13 protein-coding genes are annotated in these 16,972 nt (G+C 37.5%); 3 read left to right on the plus strand and 10 right to left on the minus strand.

All coding sequences use genetic code 11. The features are described 5' to 3' along the window. From ACTQ5J_RS04230 to ACTQ5J_RS04245, 4 genes are all read right to left on the minus strand, one after another. Positions 1-735: a YveK family protein gene (locus tag ACTQ5J_RS04230; RefSeq protein WP_441750836.1), complete on the minus strand. Its 735-nt coding sequence runs from the start codon at positions 733-735 to the stop codon at positions 1-3. Between the two features lie 14 nt (positions 736-749). Next, positions 750-2,585: a polysaccharide biosynthesis protein gene (locus ACTQ5J_RS04235; protein ID WP_441750838.1), complete on the minus strand. Its 1,836-nt coding sequence runs from the start codon at positions 2,583-2,585 to the stop codon at positions 750-752. Positions 2,586-2,978: 393 nt separating this feature from the next. Further along, positions 2,979-3,836 carry an NAD-dependent epimerase/dehydratase family protein gene (locus ACTQ5J_RS04240; RefSeq protein ID WP_441750840.1) on the minus strand — a complete coding sequence of 286 codons (858 nt, stop codon included), beginning with the start codon at positions 3,834-3,836 and terminating at the stop codon, positions 2,979-2,981. Positions 3,837-3,982: 146 nt separating this feature from the next. Beyond that, entirely contained in the window at positions 3,983-4,816 is an 834-nt protein-coding gene (locus ACTQ5J_RS04245; RefSeq protein WP_441750842.1) for an LCP family protein, read from the minus strand. Positions 4,817-5,050: 234 nt separating this feature from the next. On the opposite strand from ACTQ5J_RS04245, the gene ACTQ5J_RS04250 reads away from it, so the two are divergent. Next, positions 5,051-7,396 carry a YSIRK-type signal peptide-containing protein gene (locus tag ACTQ5J_RS04250; protein ID WP_441750844.1) on the plus strand — a complete coding sequence of 782 codons (2,346 nt, stop codon included), beginning with the start codon at positions 5,051-5,053 and terminating at the stop codon, positions 7,394-7,396. Positions 7,397-7,569: 173 nt separating this feature from the next. After that, on the plus strand, positions 7,570-8,853 hold the full coding sequence (locus ACTQ5J_RS04255; protein WP_441750846.1) for a G5 domain-containing protein: 1,284 nt from the start codon (positions 7,570-7,572) through the stop codon (positions 8,851-8,853). Between the two features lie 498 nt (positions 8,854-9,351). On the opposite strand, the gene ACTQ5J_RS04260 is transcribed toward ACTQ5J_RS04255, so the two are convergent. The 5 genes from ACTQ5J_RS04260 to ACTQ5J_RS04280 form a co-directional block, all read right to left on the minus strand. Continuing rightward, a complete protein-coding gene (locus tag ACTQ5J_RS04260) occupies positions 9,352-9,789 on the minus strand; it encodes a YhcH/YjgK/YiaL family protein (RefSeq protein ID WP_441750848.1) in 438 nt (145 codons plus the stop codon). A gap of 289 nt (positions 9,790-10,078) precedes the next feature. Further along, the gene (locus ACTQ5J_RS04265) at positions 10,079-11,455 is read right to left on the minus strand and encodes a L,D-transpeptidase family protein (protein WP_441750850.1); all 1,377 of its coding nucleotides are present in this window, start codon (positions 11,453-11,455) and stop codon (positions 10,079-10,081) included. Positions 11,456-11,851: 396 nt separating this feature from the next. Next, positions 11,852-13,018 (minus strand): AI-2E family transporter, encoded by a 1,167-nt coding sequence (locus ACTQ5J_RS04270; RefSeq protein WP_441750852.1) that lies wholly within the window; start codon positions 13,016-13,018, stop codon positions 11,852-11,854. A 489-nt stretch (positions 13,019-13,507) separates the two neighbouring features. Continuing rightward, the gene (locus ACTQ5J_RS04275) at positions 13,508-14,143 is read right to left on the minus strand and encodes a DUF7255 family protein (RefSeq protein WP_441750854.1); all 636 of its coding nucleotides are present in this window, start codon (positions 14,141-14,143) and stop codon (positions 13,508-13,510) included. Positions 14,144-14,177: 34 nt separating this feature from the next. Continuing rightward, on the minus strand, positions 14,178-14,414 hold the full coding sequence (locus ACTQ5J_RS04280; RefSeq protein ID WP_441750856.1) for a YhcH/YjgK/YiaL family protein: 237 nt from the start codon (positions 14,412-14,414) through the stop codon (positions 14,178-14,180). 395 nt (positions 14,415-14,809) lie between these two features. Here ACTQ5J_RS04280 and ACTQ5J_RS04285 point away from each other — a divergent pair, with 395 nt between their 5' ends. After that, complete coding sequence (locus ACTQ5J_RS04285) at positions 14,810-15,322, plus strand: HAD family hydrolase (RefSeq protein WP_441750858.1); 513 nt, start codon at positions 14,810-14,812, stop codon at positions 15,320-15,322. A gap of 380 nt (positions 15,323-15,702) precedes the next feature. Here ACTQ5J_RS04285 and ACTQ5J_RS04290 read toward each other — a convergent pair whose 3' ends face one another. Beyond that, positions 15,703-16,962, minus strand: coding sequence for a dihydrolipoamide acetyltransferase family protein (locus ACTQ5J_RS04290; RefSeq protein WP_441750860.1), 1,260 nt, complete (start codon positions 16,960-16,962; stop codon positions 15,703-15,705). Positions 16,963-16,972: the final 10 nt, after the last annotated feature.

Below are 16,972 nucleotides of genomic sequence, written 5' to 3' on the forward strand. Positions count from 1 at the left end.
CTAGACTCTCTCCCTTACTCGACTTTTTTCTTTTTCAGAAGATAGTCTTGTCTGTTTTAATTCTTTAGTCGATAATTCGTATACATGCCCAAGGTTTATTAGTCCTAGCTGAACTAAGGAATCGTCCTCTTTTACAGTTGTATCCATCAATTCAACAATTATAATTATTAAAACGCTAAAAGCAAAACCAATTACTGCACCAATTAATATAAAGATAAGCAATCTTGGTGATACTCGATTTGGATTGTAAGTTGCAGGAGACAATACAAAGATAGTTGCACCTGCATCTCCATAAAATTCATCGATTGTATTCTCGAAAATTGCAATTAATTCATTTAAAACCGTTTTTGCTTCTTCTGCTGTTCCCATTGTAGCTGATATCTTAAAGGCTTGTGACGCTTGGCCTTGTTCCACATTAATTGCATCACTTAATTCACCAATTGTATATCTGTTGCCAAGCCTCTCATTCACGCTGCTTAATAATGAGTGGCCCGTTATAATGTCACGATACGTATTAATCATTTGAATATTCGATTGAATCTCACTCACTTGAATATTCTGTTGACTTGATTCCTGATTAACTAGTAGTTGTGCTTCTGAATTATATTTGGGTGTTACTAAGAACATCATTGCTAGAACCGCAATAATTACTCCTGAAACAATTGCGATTAAAATTGTAAAAAAATGTTTTTTTACAATCTTATATAGTTCCTTTAAGCTAATTTCTTCTTCCATATTATCCTCCGATATTAATTCGCACTTTCATTTGCGAATGTAATTATTTTTTCTTTTAATTTCCGACTATCTTCAATATTCTGGTGTAACACTTGAATAAATGAATCAATTTCATCAATTGGCATCTGTGCTACTTTACCGATAAATATTTTCTCATTTAGTTGATTTCCAACTAGCTCAGATGAAGTTAATAACTCTTCATATAGTTTTTCGCCAGGACGTATGCCAGATTCTACTATATTAATGTCTTCTTCTTTATGCCCGCTGAGTAATATCATTTTCTTAGCTAAGTCTACTATCTTAACTGGTTCGCCCATGTCTAAGATAAACACTTCTCCACCAGCAGCATTCGCTCCTGCATAAATTACCAAACGACTGGCTTCAGGTATTGTCATGAAATAACGTGTCATTCTGAAATCAGTCACAGTGATCGGTCCGCCTTCAGCAATTTGTTTTTCAAAGACTGGAATGACACTCCCACGGCTGCCTAGTACATTACCAAATCGTACGGCACAGTAGTTGGATTCACTTTTTTGGTTCATGCCCGTCACAATCAATTCGGCTACGCGTTTCGTTGCTCCCATCACATTCGGCGGGTTTACGGCTTTATCCGTAGAAATCATCACCATCTTCGGTATTTTAGCTGCATCGACTGCTTTGGCGATATTATAAGTCCCTAGAATATTGTTTTTAAATGCTTCGACTGGATTACTCTCCATTAAAGGTACATGTTTATGGGCAGCTGCATGATAGACAATATCTGGTTGCTCTTTCTTAAATATATCCAGTATTCGTTCATAATCTTGTACGTCCGCAATCACAGGCACGTATTCTGTGAAGCCTTTTCTTTTGAGTAACTCATGATAGATTAGGTAAATCGAATTTTCCCCGTGTCCCAACAATAAAACTCTCTTAGGATTGAAACGACTCACTTGTCTAGAAATTTCAGAACCGATTGATCCACCAGCGCCAGTAATCAAGATGGTTTTGCCTTCAAGTTCACTACGGAGCTTCGTTTCATCTAATTCAATTTCTTTTCTACCTAATAAATCTGAGATATTAACTTTAGTCATCGTATCTTTTGTTTGATGGATCCCTAGGATGACATCCTCAACTTTAGGCATCTTATAGACAGTCACATGATTCTCATTACATAATTGAAGGATTCTCTCATAATCAGTTGGAGACAAAGATGGAATCGCCACTATGGCTTCTAAGTTATTGTACTGACTAGCTAACTCTGGCATCATACTGGAATCCCCAATAACGGGTATCCCACCAATATTCTGGCCTTTCTTCTCTGGGTTATTGTCGAGTATGGCGACGACATTCATATTCCCTTTGTTACGACGATAACTATCCATAAATAAGGAGCCGCCATCTCCTGCACCAATCAGCACGATATTTCGAGTTTCATCTTGAACGATACCGTTTCGATACTTGGATAGATAAATCATCTGCCATATAGTTCTGATTCCCACAACACCTAAGGCCGCTACAATCATTGATAGTACAGTGTAGCGAAACGAGAACACATCCAACGCTATAGTACACAGAAGTCCTCCTATCGCACCACTAAGCATTGAGATGATAAATAATAAAATAATGTCGATTAATCCGCTATACCGATTGATTCGTGTACTCACTTGAAACACATGCGATAAAACCAAGTAAACGATAAATGACGAAGTGGTGTAGACGACATAATTGAGAAATGGGACATCAATTAAAGTCAAAAAAAATAAATAAGACAAGAGACCAGCGAGTATATAGATGCTTAAGTCTGTAAACATCCATATGAGCCGTTTCTGTGCCTTATTTAACTTTTGTACATATTCGACAATATGCATGGATATTCCTTGATGGGCATTCATTATATTCTTCACGTTCTTTCTATTTGAGTTATCGAGTAAGTGACCTATGGGTGGACTTACTCGCTCCGTTTTATATACAAATGATTTCACTCTAACTTTAACGGTAATTCGAATATATTTCAACCAGACTTGATATTTCTGGATAACTATTGTTATCCAGAAACCGTTTGGGAGATATTCAATATTTCAATTATAGTATAATTTTAAATGATTACAATGTGTTTTATCAATGTATTTAAAAAGAATGCGTTTTAAATGTAATTATTTGTGGTTATTATGCTTAATAGAGGTCTTTTCATTATAAACACACAGAATCACCCTCTGCAATACAGGCCTTATTAAATAGATTACAGTGAGTTTTCTTTATGATTACTTTTCTGTTAATTCGATGGATTCTTTTAAATTATAGACTTGGTACAGCCCTTTATGATAATCACTCATCGATTGATCGTAGACATAATCTCCAAATATCTTCTGAATGGTGTTTATTCTCAACAACCGTTTGATAATCGGATTGAACAACTTAGTTTGGAAGTTGCGTTTGCCATGAACCTGCGCAATCAATCTGACTAATTGACTTGTTTGCACATACTCTTGATTCTGGGGAAAGAACACTCCCTCTTCTTCATTCACTATCAGTAATCTAATGAATTCGGATAGATTATCGACATGAATCATACTGCGTTTATTGTCAAGGTTTGGGAAGAAGGGGATTTTAGTCGCTAGCTTTGCTAGTTTAGGGTAGTTACCTTTCGATCCTTTACCATAACTCATCGGGGGTCTAATGATAGCAATTCTGAAATTTGGAGATTCTAGTTTATTCAAACCAGCTTCTGCTTGAATTTTACTGTCCCCATAGAAGTCTTTGGCTTTAGGCACCGTCTCACGCGTTATAATCCCATTCTGAATGTCGCTGGCACCGTAAATGATGATGCTACTCATAAAAATGAATTGTTTAACTCCATCTGCTTTGGCTTTTTTTGCTAGATCAATCGTTAAATCTCGATTGACGCGATAATACTCTTCTTTTAAGTTCTCATCGGATGAGACATGAGCTATTCCGGCTACATGAACAATGGAATCATATTGACTAAAAACCTTACGCTTCCAGTCATCATTTTTTAAGGATATTTTTTCAATAGCGAATGCATCAGGATGCTTCGCTAACCATGCCTCTAATGAATTGCCAATGAAACTATTCACTCCGGTGATTAATATCTTTTTCATATACTATTCTCCAATATTTAACTATAATTTCTTGTTAAGTTTAATCTCTAAAAATAAATAGTAAAGGTAATACGCTCTTAAGTCAACTAAGTCTATATAAAAACTCTCATACAATTAGGGGGTTCTAATTATATGAGAGAGACCTATTAATTTAATTGCGAACTTAAATTAGCCATTACTTCATTATAAGAGTCATCATAAATTAAATCATAGTAAATTCCATCAATCATCGTACCTCCACCTGATAATTGGTAGAATTCCACACTATTAGCCAGTTGTCTATAATCTGCGAATAATTGTACTAAGTTTAAAAAGCCTAAGTCTGTTTCAATGTTACTTGACATAGTGGAGTAAACACTCTGGAAATTAAGAATTGAATCAAAGCTGGCCATTTTACTAATGAGACCTTGTACGACCTGTCTTTGTCTTTCTTGACGGCCATAATCGCCTCCAGAAGTATAACGCTCACGGACATAAGCTAAGGCTTTGTCTCCATCTAAGGTGATAGCTTCTCCAGCTGAAAAATCATAACCGGAGATACTGAAACTAGTTGGTGAGACCACATCAATGCCTCCAACTGCATCAATCACTTCTTTTAGCCCTGCCATATTGACGGCGATATAGTTGTCAATTTCTATATCAAACCATTGTTCAACGGACTGCATCGACAATTCTGGACCACCAAAAGCATAGGCATGGTTAATTTTATCCATATAATAGCCTGGAATCATCACATAAGCATCCCGCGGAATACTAGTGACTGTAATTAATTCTGTGGTAGAATTAACCGTTAATAACATCATGACATCAGAACGACCATGATCGGACCGTCCCAAGTCGCCTGTATCGACTCCCAGTAAGAGGATTGACTTAGAGCTTCTACTTTCTTGAGCATTGATTCTTTCGGGTGAATTGACTACATTTATTGTGAACGTTAGTAGCAACATTAAGACCACAAAACGCTTTATATTCTGTTTCATCTGGTTTCTCCTCGTATCATAATTTTTTGTTCATTATATCACTTTTTAACGATATAAACTAGAACTAAATAACACTGAAAGAATTCTTAATAAATTGAATTTTTAAAGAGCTGTGGTTGTTTCAATTCAAGGATTGTATGCCATGTTTACTTAGAAGAGATGGCTGAAACGTCCATCTGATGATATAATCATTATAACGTTTGTGATTAATAATATAGAAACTAGGTAATCTAAATGGTTGGTAAGAATAATAAGGCCGCGCTCCTTCGACAGTCTGCTACTCGTAGACCACAGTATGCGATTAAAAAGTTGAGTGTCGGTGTTGTTTCTGTTGCTGTTGGTAGTCTACTTAGTTTAGGTGTGAATACTGTTAATGCTGAAGAAGTTATTACTGAAAGTGACGTTGCTTTAGTACAAGATAGTGCTTTAATTGAAATCTTAAATGAAGATGAGTTAATTGTTAGTGAAAACTCAGTTGATGATGAAGATGTAGATGAATTGAATAATTCAAGTTTTGTTCAAATAAAAAGCCTGAAATCTGTAGCTGATGATTTTACAAACACCATCACTGATAGTGCCTATAGTTTAAACTCTGAAACCACTAACCTAGATATACAATCTCAAGAATTAGCTATCCTTGAATCATCTAGCGATGATTCAAGAATAGTCGAAGAAATAATTGTATCACCTTTGGAAAATCCCAATCTTTTAGATTCTGATGAGGAAGTTTTAGAAGTTTATATCCCTGTTGATGTGATAAAAGAAGAAGAAAGTACTCCTGTTGAACTTATTCCAGAAAATATTCCTTTTGATAATAATACTATCATTGAAGAAAATATCCCTGTGCAAGAACTCACTTCACCAATAGCTTCTGAAATGGAAGATGCTGAGAATTTAAGTATGTCAACAGAATATATAAATTTTCAACTTGGAAAAGATATTTATGTAGGTAATGAACAAATTAAAGCGACACTTACTGTAAAAAATGATAAAGAAATAACAGGAGCTTATATTAATTTTGGCAACACCACAGCCCATGAATATCATTACCCGAACAAAAGTGACATTACTTACTTAGAATCAAACTTGTTTGACTACGATCCGAAAGGTCGTATTACAAAAGATGAATCTGGAAACTTCATAATTGATTTCATTTTGGGCGAACAAATTAACTCAAATTATTACTCTTTCGCTCCCGGACAATTTAACTTAAACTATCTTAGCTTGCACACTGAAGATGGTAATGTTTTTTACGATGACGGAACAATAGTGAATTCCAGTTTCTTTTACAAACAATTCGAAGAACAAGATCTAGTAAAAGCTAATTTTGAGAACATTCCTTTTGAAACTATATATACGACCGATGAGGAATCGATTCAAGATGGTAAGGATGGCGCTATTTATTATTATACAGATGGCACCCAATATATTAGCCAATCAGCAAATGAAGTTAAATCATATGACTATATTGATGAACCAATAATGTTTCTCACGGAATATAAGCCTAATTATCAATTAGCCCCTGGTTTAACAAATATCTTAAAAAATGGAGAAAATGGAATTACGAGACGATTCTATAATGAACTTGGTGAAGAGTTCAGTTATAAATACATCAAGTATTCCACCAATCATGTTATTGAATATGGAGTGTCTAAAGATGCAGAAAATGAAAAATATAATGCATCGAAATATATTAGAAACGATATTAGTATCGTAGATATTGATACTGGATTTGAGGTAACTCAAGTTAATTTTAATGGCGATTCCTATTACCATCGAATGCAAGAATTCATTACAAAGTTCAATAACCAATTCAAAACTTCACTTTCATTAGAGCATCAAGAGTTTATTAATTACGAAGAGAAAGTCGATATTCTGAATGGAAAATACATCGATCAACGTTCCACAAAGTTCTATGTAAAAAACTTAGATAATGTGGATTTACGTGACCATGAATTTGCTTTAGTTCCAGACCGAACTCTTGATTATGATAATAATAATTATGGATACGGTCAGGTTAATCTTTTTGACAATAACTCAAACCAATTATTATCCTTTGACTATGATTATAATGAAATAGAAACTATTATAAAAAACAGTCTAAGTTTACTAGACGAATCATTGTACTATTTTGACAAAGTAGTTGTCAGACATAAGATTATAGACAATTTCGATATCGATATTTTTGTGCGTGAAAGACTTTCAAAAGATTTAAGAGATGCTGAATTTGCGACTGATTATACTAATAACCTTACTGAGGTTCGTGAAGGCCAAAATGGAACGAAGTATCTTTATTCCGATGGCAGTGAGCGAATTGTTGAAGCTCCCATCAATAAAGTTATTTGGGTTGAAACGGAATTAAAGGATGCAGTAGTTGTTGATTCCATTACTGTTGACCGGGATAAGTATGCTGTTGATGAAACTGTCGAAGTCACAATAACCGGCCGTAGTAAGTCCGCCCTTAAAGAACTCACTATCGATTTTAGCGATTGGTCTAAAATGAAGATGCACTACGTTGCTGGAAAACTGAATACTGATGACATCGTTTATAATATGGTGAGTTCACTGCTAAGGTCCTAGTTTCTATCTTTGACTATGCCAAGAACAGCAATTTTACTTTTGATAACCTAAGAGCTAAAGATATTTACGGTAATTTTTCTGAGTTCAGAACTGATGTAGAGTTTAACTCTAAAGAACTTACTTACAATATCATCGATGAGCCTTTCCAAGTTGGCTTCCAAACGACTGACACTGTGTTCCTAGGCGTTGAATCCGTACTTTTCGACACCGTATTTACAACAGATGAAGCTTTAGTCCGAGATGGTCTAAACGGTTCTAAATGGGTTTATTCAGACGGTTCTGAAGTCATCTTGACTGAACCAATCTCTGCAATCGAACTCTATGACAACGAAGTCGTTGAAATTGATCCAGAAACAGAGTATACAATTTATGTGCATCAAGTTCACGCTGGCATTAAAGGGTCTAAACAGGTCTTTAGTAATGGAGAAGAACGAGTTATTACTGCTCCCGTTGCTGCAGTTGCTTTATACAAGAATAAAGTTGAAGAATTTGATTTTACGACAGTGGAGGTTGAATCCTCTGATTTAGCTTTTGGCGAAAGCCGAGTGATTCAGGACGGAATCATTGGTCGTCGCGTAGTCTTCTTTGACGCTGATGGCAAGGTGGTTGATAGCTTAATCCTATCTGCTCCAGTCAGCAGAATTGAACAAAGGGGTGCGAACAAGCAGACACTGGTATTGACTCCCTTTGAAACTACTTATACAACTGATGATTCTAAGGTTCACACGGGTCAGAATGGTACCCGATATATCTATTCTGATGGGCGAGAAGAAACTGTAACAGAGGCAGTCACTGCTGTTCAATTATATCGTTATGCTGATGAGAGTGTTGGTTACAAACAAATCACTAATGAGAACCCATCATTGGCTGTAGGTAAAGCAAATGTATTGGTTAAGGGTGCTGATGGTTCGAACCGCGTCTACTATGATTTAAATGGTAAGGTAGTTGAAACTAGACGATTAACAGAGGCCGTTGATCGCGTTGTAGAAGTAGGAACGTTAGTTGTTGAGGATGAAGTCATAATCCCAGAGTTGCCAAAACCTGATTTAGATGGTGATAAAACGGAGGAAGTAAAACCAGGAGCTGAGAGTGAAAAATCAGAGGAACTAAATCCTGCTGAACCGGAAGATACTGGGTCTGATGCTGATGGTAAGGACACAGAAGAATCAGATGGGAAAGAATCTGGTAGCGATGTTGATGATAATGAATCCAATCCAAAGACTCCAGACAAAATTGATGAGGATACCACTGCAATTCCTGAAGGAAGCAATGATAATCCTGTGACTGATCAAGGTCCTCTGGAACCAATTAATTCCGGTATACCAGTCAATGCCGCAAGTATATTGCCGGCAACTGGTGAGAAAGGTCAACAGATTTGGTTGACCGTCGGTGCTATTAGTCTACTTGCCGGATTCGGCTTAGTCATCCAAGGTAAGCACAACAAAGAAGAGAATTAACAATTAAAAAGAGCCTTGCCTGCATTCTGTTGAAAGCAGGCAAGGCTCTTTGGATTTTCTAATATGTGTTTCATAGTTCGATATTTTCGGTACCACCGCGCAGTTGGCACATAATCTTACCTTCTACCCTCTCTTCATAAACAAAATCACCTTATTATTCACGGCCATATATTGGTCAGCATCATATTTTTCTTCAAAAAAACACGCCCGTACTTTAATTAGTAGGGGCGTGTTTGTGTTACTTAATAGGGGAACTTTCTTTGAATGATTGGGACAATAATCGGGATCACCCCCGCGCTTGCGGGAAGGACACTTAAAGATCCCTATTGTAGAGCTAATCCCTCTAATAAAATCCACAGAAATATTCACTTTAGAAAACATCCTACTCTTCACATTGGTTTTACCTTAAAATCTTTCCCCCCAAAGCTTATCCTATCACTACAACAAAGGCCGCAGAATTATCAGCAACTATTATTGTTCGTCATTTTATCTTTAATACTAACTTTTCAGCTTAAAAACAGCCTTTTTAAAGTAATTCTCTTCCGCCACATAAAGCCCGGGCATATGGGCATCATGCGGGTATACGAGATAAAACATGCCTGGTTGAATATCCATTAACGTCCCTTCACCTGTCGCAAAACCAACATCTGAATCTTTATCAAACTTAAGCTTCTCCACTTGATTTAAGTGCTGCCACTTCATTTGTTCAGAACCCTCCAGCATGATTTGCAAATCAATGTATTGCTCATGAAATTCAAACTGGGCACCTTCCAGTGGACGGGTCGTTCCTTCTTGAATTGAGAAAAATTCACCTTCTCCCAATTCATATCTACCGACTGGTAATTCATGTAATTTACTAATATGTTCTTGATAAATATCCATTTTTGGTAATAGTTTTTCGTAATTTTCTAAATTCGTCATGTAGTCTAAAATCATCGTATCCCTCTTTTTCACTTTAATCCATTAATGTAAGCTCGTCTTATCAAGCGCTTACATTGATTGTATTCTATTTATTCAAAGTTTACTAATGGCTATTGATCGTTTACACGTAGAAATTGAATCCAAAGGCGAAACACTCATACAGAACAGTCCTCTTACTGATCCTTTAGTCGAACAAGTCAATATTTTTAGTAGTTTCAGGCTTCTTATAAATCATTATATTTTTTGACAAAAAAAAAGAGGATTTCTCCCCTTTTCACTATGTGATATAAAGTTATATTTTGGCTTATTGGTAAACCAGCACCGGCATGCCATTATAAGCGTAGTTAAAAACTTGTGCCATAATCTCAGGCGGCGTGTTAATACAGCCCAGAGAACCGTTGGTTAGGTAGGCGTCACCGCCGAAAGTTGGTTGCCAATTCGCATCATGGACCCCTTGACCAGTATAATCAAACGCAATCCAGTAATCGACCGGCTGAACATATTCTTTCTCAGTCCGTGGATTATAGCCTGTTAGCTGTGAAGGGGTTTCCATGTTCCAAACAGCATAAGCACCAGGAACTGTGTTAGTTCCAATCTGACCGGTCACAATCGGCGTCGAAATGACCGCCACCCCGTCAATATACACGTACATCATTTGATAGGTCATATCGACTTCAATGTAGCTACTACCAATATCATCCAGTGAGCCATTATAACCGATGCCGACAATAGCTGGCTCTCTCGTCACCGATTCACCCGCTTCTAAATCATCCAGAATAGCCTGTGTTTCCACCTCACGGTCAATCGACCAACCTAGTGTGCCAGGTTCTAATTGTATTTCTCCCTGCAGCGTACTGTTGAAGTAGCGATAGTCATCATAGGTCGCATAAGCATCATTCAGCGTGCCAAGATAGTCGTAAATCATCTCCTGGTCAAAATAATACTCACCATTCTCATCCAAAATCAACCAACTATAAATCATTTCAGGTGTAATCACTTCTTCATAACCTGCAATCGTTAACGTAATCTGCATTGAAGTCAAAGCTTGAATCTGTTCCAATTCCTGAATGAGGGATGGACTATCGGCCGTGACACTCGGTTGCAAGTAAGCTTGACTCACCTCAACCACCTCTTGATTGATGACAGCTTGAATGATTTGATCTTTTAAGACCGAATTGTCGAGCTCCGTTCCCGTTTGGCCCGCTTCAATTAGATAGCCTTCCGTTTCAGAATAGCTAATTTTCGCATCCGTTGGCAAGTACCGCTCCCCATTCGCCTGATTATTGGCGGTTAACGCTTCTTGTAATTGCTTGTCATCAATCGTGATTAACGCTTGCGGTGCATAAGCAATTTGTGTATCCGTCACCGCCCCAACTAGCCAATTCTGCTTATGTTGTTCTGACATTAAGCTTGCTAATGCCTCATCTGCTTGAATGGTTATGCCTAAGTCACTTGCATTAAGTGGCTCCCATGCTCGATCCGCTTCATTAAAATTGATGCTTTGTTGCGAAAAGCTTTCTTTCAATTTGTCCGCCGCTTCCGCCTGCGTTAAGTTACTAATATCCACCGCCGCAAATTCAGTATTCAAATAATATCGCTCCGCATAATACTGACTCCCCATTAGGTAGCCCACCAGTCCCAGCACCACGACCACCACAACACCCACTAAAGTTTTCCTCATCCTCTTATCATACCTTCCTTTAATAGTTGAGATGGCTTTCTAGCGAAACCTGTTCCATTTAAATTGCCAGCTCAATTATTATAGCCTTTATTATAAAATAGATTGTTAGCGCACCGTTTTTCAAATGAAATACGGCTCATGTGTTTATTCTACATGATTTTATTTTGCCTGTAATGGAAATCATGTATTTGGCTTATAAATTTCATAGAATATTCATAGATGGGCTTGAGTGAAATTGAGCCTTATTCAATAGCGGCTTTTCTCTGCTATCAGATGATTGATTTTCGCTTTTTCCTATTCAGTTTCATAAGCCATTAAACAAAACAAATCGCCTCCTGACTGTTCATCAGCAAAGAGGCGATTCTTTATTTTAGTTAGTATTCTGTCAGTGTGGGTTTAAATCTTTTCAGCAAGTTTAGCTTCGCGCCAAGAGAGTATGTCATTCACAAACAGCTTCAACATGGCAGCTGCTGGTACCGACAGGAACATGCCGAGGATACCGAAATAGGCGCCTCCGATCGTAATAGAAATAATGATTAACATCGGATTTAGCTTAAGAGCATCCCCCATAATGCGCGGGCCAATAAAATTACCATCGATTTGTTGCAGAATCAACAAACTGAGCGCTGTAATAAGCGCGAGCTGCAGTCCGCCTGTAAAGATAGTGATAATCGCTGTCACACCAGAGCCAATCAACGATCCAAAGTATGGAATCATATTACAGATTCCTAGCATGACACCAAGCATCACTGCGTATTCTACTCCAAGGATTGTTAGGATAATCGTCGCTAATGTTCCTAATATGCAGGCATCTAGAAATTGAGCGACGATAAACTTGTAGAAAAATTCATTGGAACGTAATAAATAGAATTTAACTTTATCGAGTTTTCTATTGGAAATAAAAGCATTCGCGACACGGTTGAAAAATAACAAGATACTATCTTTAGAAATCAAACTATATAGGCAGATAATTAGACTAATCACCGCATTAAGGATGCTTGAGGATAGTGCCATGATATAAGTCACAACAGACGCCGCATGCGCACCGACTTGCGATAAAATGCCCTGAACAGAGAAAATATTGGTGAAGGTGTTCATCAAATCTTCTTTAGGAATAATCGTTAAAACCCAACTATTATCTTGTTCTAAGTCCACAATCAGTGTATTCCCCCAATCGATTACACTTCTAGAATATAAACCGAGTTGACTTGTGAAATCAATGATATTCTCCACCACAATCGGCATCAACATATTGAAAATCATCGTAATAATCATCGTAATAATCAGCACGATTGTTAAAACTGAGAATCCTCTGGAATTATTCCGTAAAAATGCTTGAGGTGCTTTCTTAATTTGTCTTTCGATTTTAGTGGTTGGCCGACTTAAGAAATAGGCCATGATAGCACCTACTAAAAACGGCGAAATAATCCTAAAAAAATTACTGATATGATCTCCAATGACTGATAGATTGGTTGCGATCTGGTATATGACTAGAAGTGATAAGAAGAAAAGGATGCCCTCTTTCCATAGCAATCGAATTAGGTTTTTGTGTTTATTCTGCATAGGCGGTCCACCTTTCTGGATCGTACGGCGAATCAAAAGCGCCTCGTACTGTTAGTATAGTATTCTACCAGATTAAGTGGAATAGTACATTGGTAATTATGCTCCTTAACGCTTTCTTTCAAACCAATTCATCCTCAATCTCACTTAATTCATCCGTCCAATCCCTCCCGCAATCTCTTCTATCGTGTAATGCTCTTTAAAAGTATGTTCAGATAGTTAATTGTTTTTATTTTGACTGGATTTTACTAGCTCTAGCCCTCTTGGGATATTCTTAATATTTTTTCCTAAATAGATTTTCGCCTCATTCTCAAAATATAAACTACCTATTTTTCTTTCATAGCTAACATCCTTCACAAATTATTATCTTTATAGAAAACTATATAATAAAGAACTCTACAAGTATCGAAATACTGTGGAGGTTTTAGTTTTTTCCACAATACACAAATAGTACCTACAAACTCACATCAAAGTATATTTGATTGAAATAGTTTAAAGTGGTTTTCTTTCTGCAATTAAACTAGTTAGTTGAGTGAAAATATATTCATCCGAAAGATTATTTTTCACTAATAACTGTTCAAGCGAGAGTTCTTTACCATTAATTTGAAATTGATCATAAATTGATAATCTTACAACAGGTATTCCTGTATAAAGATACGATACGTCCTTTACATAATCATAAAAAGCTCTTTGTTTCCAACGTGAACTGCCATACCTCACAAATGACTTGGGTAAATCAGAAGGTCCAAACATTTTTTCAGTGCTGGTACTTGCCCAATATTTACCATATCCTTTTTTTAAACATTTATCTTCATATGTCTTACAAAAGTCTTTATATTTATTAATAGGAAAATAAGAAATTTCATCATAGAGGCTTGAAGTTAAAGTTAATGCTCTATATCGATTAAAATGAGCTTCTTCATCCAGCTCAAGTATAAAGTCTTTAAACACAAAATCCCATTTTCCTCTAAAATTATAATTTTCTCGAACACCATCCAATTGAGTATAAACATCCAAGATTTCAGATTGATAATTTGAGTTCAATATATCTTTTATGACTACTTTACTATTTGATCTAACATAATATTTATCTAAAATCTGCCCTAGTCTCTTTTCTTTGGCACCCATCTAAATTATCCTTTCTTAATAACGTTATTTACATCTACTTCACTTTCACCTTAAACACTGCCTTTTTAAATTGCATAGGCTCTTCCACATGCAAGCCAGGCATATGCGCATCTTGCGGGTAGACAATATAAAAGCTTCCTTTGAGAATTTCAAGCAACGCACCTGATACAGTCCCTAAGCCAATGTCTAACGCCGCATCAAAATTGAGCTGGTCTACTTTATCTAAATTTTGCCACTGCATATATCCCTTCCCTTCTAACATCATTTGCAAATCATGTATGTTTGGTGAGACTCGTTTGGATTACTCTCCAACTCTCTGCTTTCGTCTGACAGGATTGAACAGAATTCGCCTTCTCCCAGGTCTTATTTGCATTCGGCTAGTTCATTTAATGTTATTAAATACTCTTTAAAGTCTGCAAATCTTGGGAATAATTGTCTGTAGTTTTCTAAGTTGCTGATTACGTCTAATATCATATTTTACCCTCACTTGTTATTATTGATGTTTATAGGATTTCCATGCCGATACGCTTTCAGCAGTGCTACCCAACTTCCCTTCCATTATATCAATTCCCCAACACAAGCGAAACCGCTTTCTTAATTACTTTTATTTCCATTTATCAGACGAACGCTTATAATGAATCGTAATACTACCAAAAGGAGCTAACAATGAATCATTTTGACATGACTGAAGAATTCCATCATATCTTTGACCCAACGATTCCTGCCGAGCCGACTGCTTTTGATTCCAAGAAAACGCTGGATCGCGCGGCTTTTAAAATTGAGGAAATCGTTGAATTTGCCTACAGTGTCAGCGACAATAATCCCGCAACATTTGACCAAGCCATCGACAGCTTGCACGCTGCCATCGATACCGCCAAAGCCAAGATTCTTTCCAAAGAGCACATTGTGACCGACCCTTTAATCGACCAAGTCGACGCTTTGAGCGATTTATTGTACTTCACTTATGGTTCCTTTTCTTTATTAGGGGTTAATCCTGGTCCGATAATGAACATTATCCACGAAGCCAACATGGGCAAGCTGTTTCCTGACGGTCAGCCTCATTACCATCCGGTTACACATAAAGTCTTGAAACCTGATAATTGGGAGCATGACTATGCGCCCGAGGAGAAAATAAAGCAAGAAATTCAGCGCCAAACAAGAGAAGGTAAATTTGAATAGGATTTCTTGTTAATATATGGTTTAAATTAAATTCGTGGTTTGATTCTTTAACACTAATAAACCAGTCCTTCATTCAAGCAAAAGACGCTTGTTTAGGGACTGGTTCTTTCGATTATAAGTTAACACCCGCACTGTCGTTGTTACAAATTTTATCTAATTTTCTGCTAGAGTATTTCGGGTCATTTTTTGACTCGTTTTTTATTTAATTTGGGGTGGTAATGTCTAATTAAAGCTTCTTCTAGTTCAATGCGACCAATGCGCACCGGAAACTGAGTGAAGTGATACTCCGCTATAAAGTCATTAATCACAATTTCTTCGGCTGGCTCTAAGAGAGAAATAGCCAGCAAGTTATCACTTACTGACTATTGAGAGGACTGTGTTTATAGAATGAGCTTGTATGGATTGTTGAGTAAGTCTGAGAGTGTCTCTAGGAATTTGGCTGCCGGAGCCCCATCGATGATTTGATGATCATAGGTCAGACTGAGTGGTAGTTGCTTGCGAGTCACTACGTCGCCGTCACTATCTAATACTAATTCATCCATTAGGGTGCCGACACCTAGAATCGCTACTTCAGGCAAGTTGATAATTGGTGTGAAGTATTCGATATTTGAGCCACCCAAGTTTGTAATCGTAAAGGTTGACCCTGAGTAGAGGTTACCAGCCAGCGTACCTTGGCGAGCTTGCGAAGCCACATCTGTAATCGTTTGGCCTAAGCGAGCAAGTGATAGCTTGTCGGCATCCATTACGACTGGAACCACTAGGCCATTTTCTACGTCAGTCGCCATTCCGATATGGACGGCTTCTTGGACTTCATGAACACCATTGTGATACCAAGCATTGAGACTTGGATGTTCTTTAAGTGCCAATATAACCGCTTTTGTCACCAATGTATTGATCGAAATTTCACCTTTAGTTAATGGTTCGCCAACTTGTGCTTTAATTTCTTGGCGGAAGGTCATGAGGCGAGTCACATCTACTTTTCTCTGGTTCGTAACTTGTGCGGTTGTTTGGACACTACGCATCATTCGTTGGGCAATTGTCTTACGCATACCGCTTAAGCCTTCTCCCCAAGCAGCAGCATCAACGCTTTGAGAAACTGGACTGCTTGCTTGTACGGCTGGGCTCGGTACATAGCGTTCAATATCTAATCGTGTAATTCGCTGATTGCCACCAGTACCGTTTACATCGCTTAAATCAATGCCACGTTCACTAGCCATTTTACGAGCTAAAGGTGTCGCAAAGATTCTTTCACCTTCAGGTCTTGGTGTACCTGTAGTAGATACGTTGGTTGAAGGACCGCTTGCTCCAGTTGATGCCTCTCCCGTTTCTTGCGCGGCCTCAGAACCAGTACCCTCACCAACGTCAGTACCAGTTTCAGCAGCTTCATCTTCTATGCTCTCGCCAGCTTCACCGATAATTAGCATGGCCTCTTTAATCGGAAGGACGTCGCCTTCTTTAGCGAATAATTTCAAGACGACCCCATCAACTGGTGATTCAACAGGTCCAGTTAATTTTTCAGAGCCGATGTCTGCAACGACATCTCCTTTATTGACAGTATCACCGACTTGAACATACCAACTTTCGATACTACCTTCTGTCATTGTTAAACCTAACGTGGGCATTACAATTGTTGTTGCCATTTACATCACC

Source organism: Fundicoccus sp. Sow4_F4 (genome assembly GCF_052116145.1).
GTDB lineage: Bacteria > Bacillota > Bacilli > Lactobacillales > Aerococcaceae > Fundicoccus.

Coding starts and splice junctions, on each gene's coding strand:
- ACTQ5J_RS04245 (WP_441750842.1), bottom strand. CDS start 4,816: ATGAAACAGAATATAAAGCGTTTTGTGGTCTTAATGTTGCTACTAACG.
- ACTQ5J_RS04270 (WP_441750852.1), bottom strand. CDS start 13,018: ATGCAGAATAAACACAAAAACCTAATTCGATTGCTATGGAAAGAGGGC.
- ACTQ5J_RS04240 (WP_441750840.1), bottom strand. CDS start 3,836: ATGAAAAAGATATTAATCACCGGAGTGAATAGTTTCATTGGCAATTCA.
- ACTQ5J_RS04265 (WP_441750850.1), bottom strand. CDS start 11,455: ATGAGGAAAACTTTAGTGGGTGTTGTGGTGGTCGTGGTGCTGGGACTG.
- ACTQ5J_RS04235 (WP_441750838.1), bottom strand. CDS start 2,585: ATGCATATTGTCGAATATGTACAAAAGTTAAATAAGGCACAGAAACGG.
- ACTQ5J_RS04250 (WP_441750844.1), top strand. CDS start 5,051: ATGGTTGGTAAGAATAATAAGGCCGCGCTCCTTCGACAGTCTGCTACT.
- ACTQ5J_RS04290 (WP_441750860.1), bottom strand. CDS start 16,962: ATGGCAACAACAATTGTAATGCCCACGTTAGGTTTAACAATGACAGAA.
- ACTQ5J_RS04260 (WP_441750848.1), bottom strand. CDS start 9,789: ATGATTTTAGACTACATGACGAATTTAGAAAATTACGAAAAACTATTA.
- ACTQ5J_RS04230 (WP_441750836.1), bottom strand. CDS start 735: ATGGAAGAAGAAATTAGCTTAAAGGAACTATATAAGATTGTAAAAAAA.
- ACTQ5J_RS04285 (WP_441750858.1), top strand. CDS start 14,810: ATGAATCATTTTGACATGACTGAAGAATTCCATCATATCTTTGACCCA.
- ACTQ5J_RS04275 (WP_441750854.1), bottom strand. CDS start 14,143: ATGGGTGCCAAAGAAAAGAGACTAGGGCAGATTTTAGATAAATATTAT.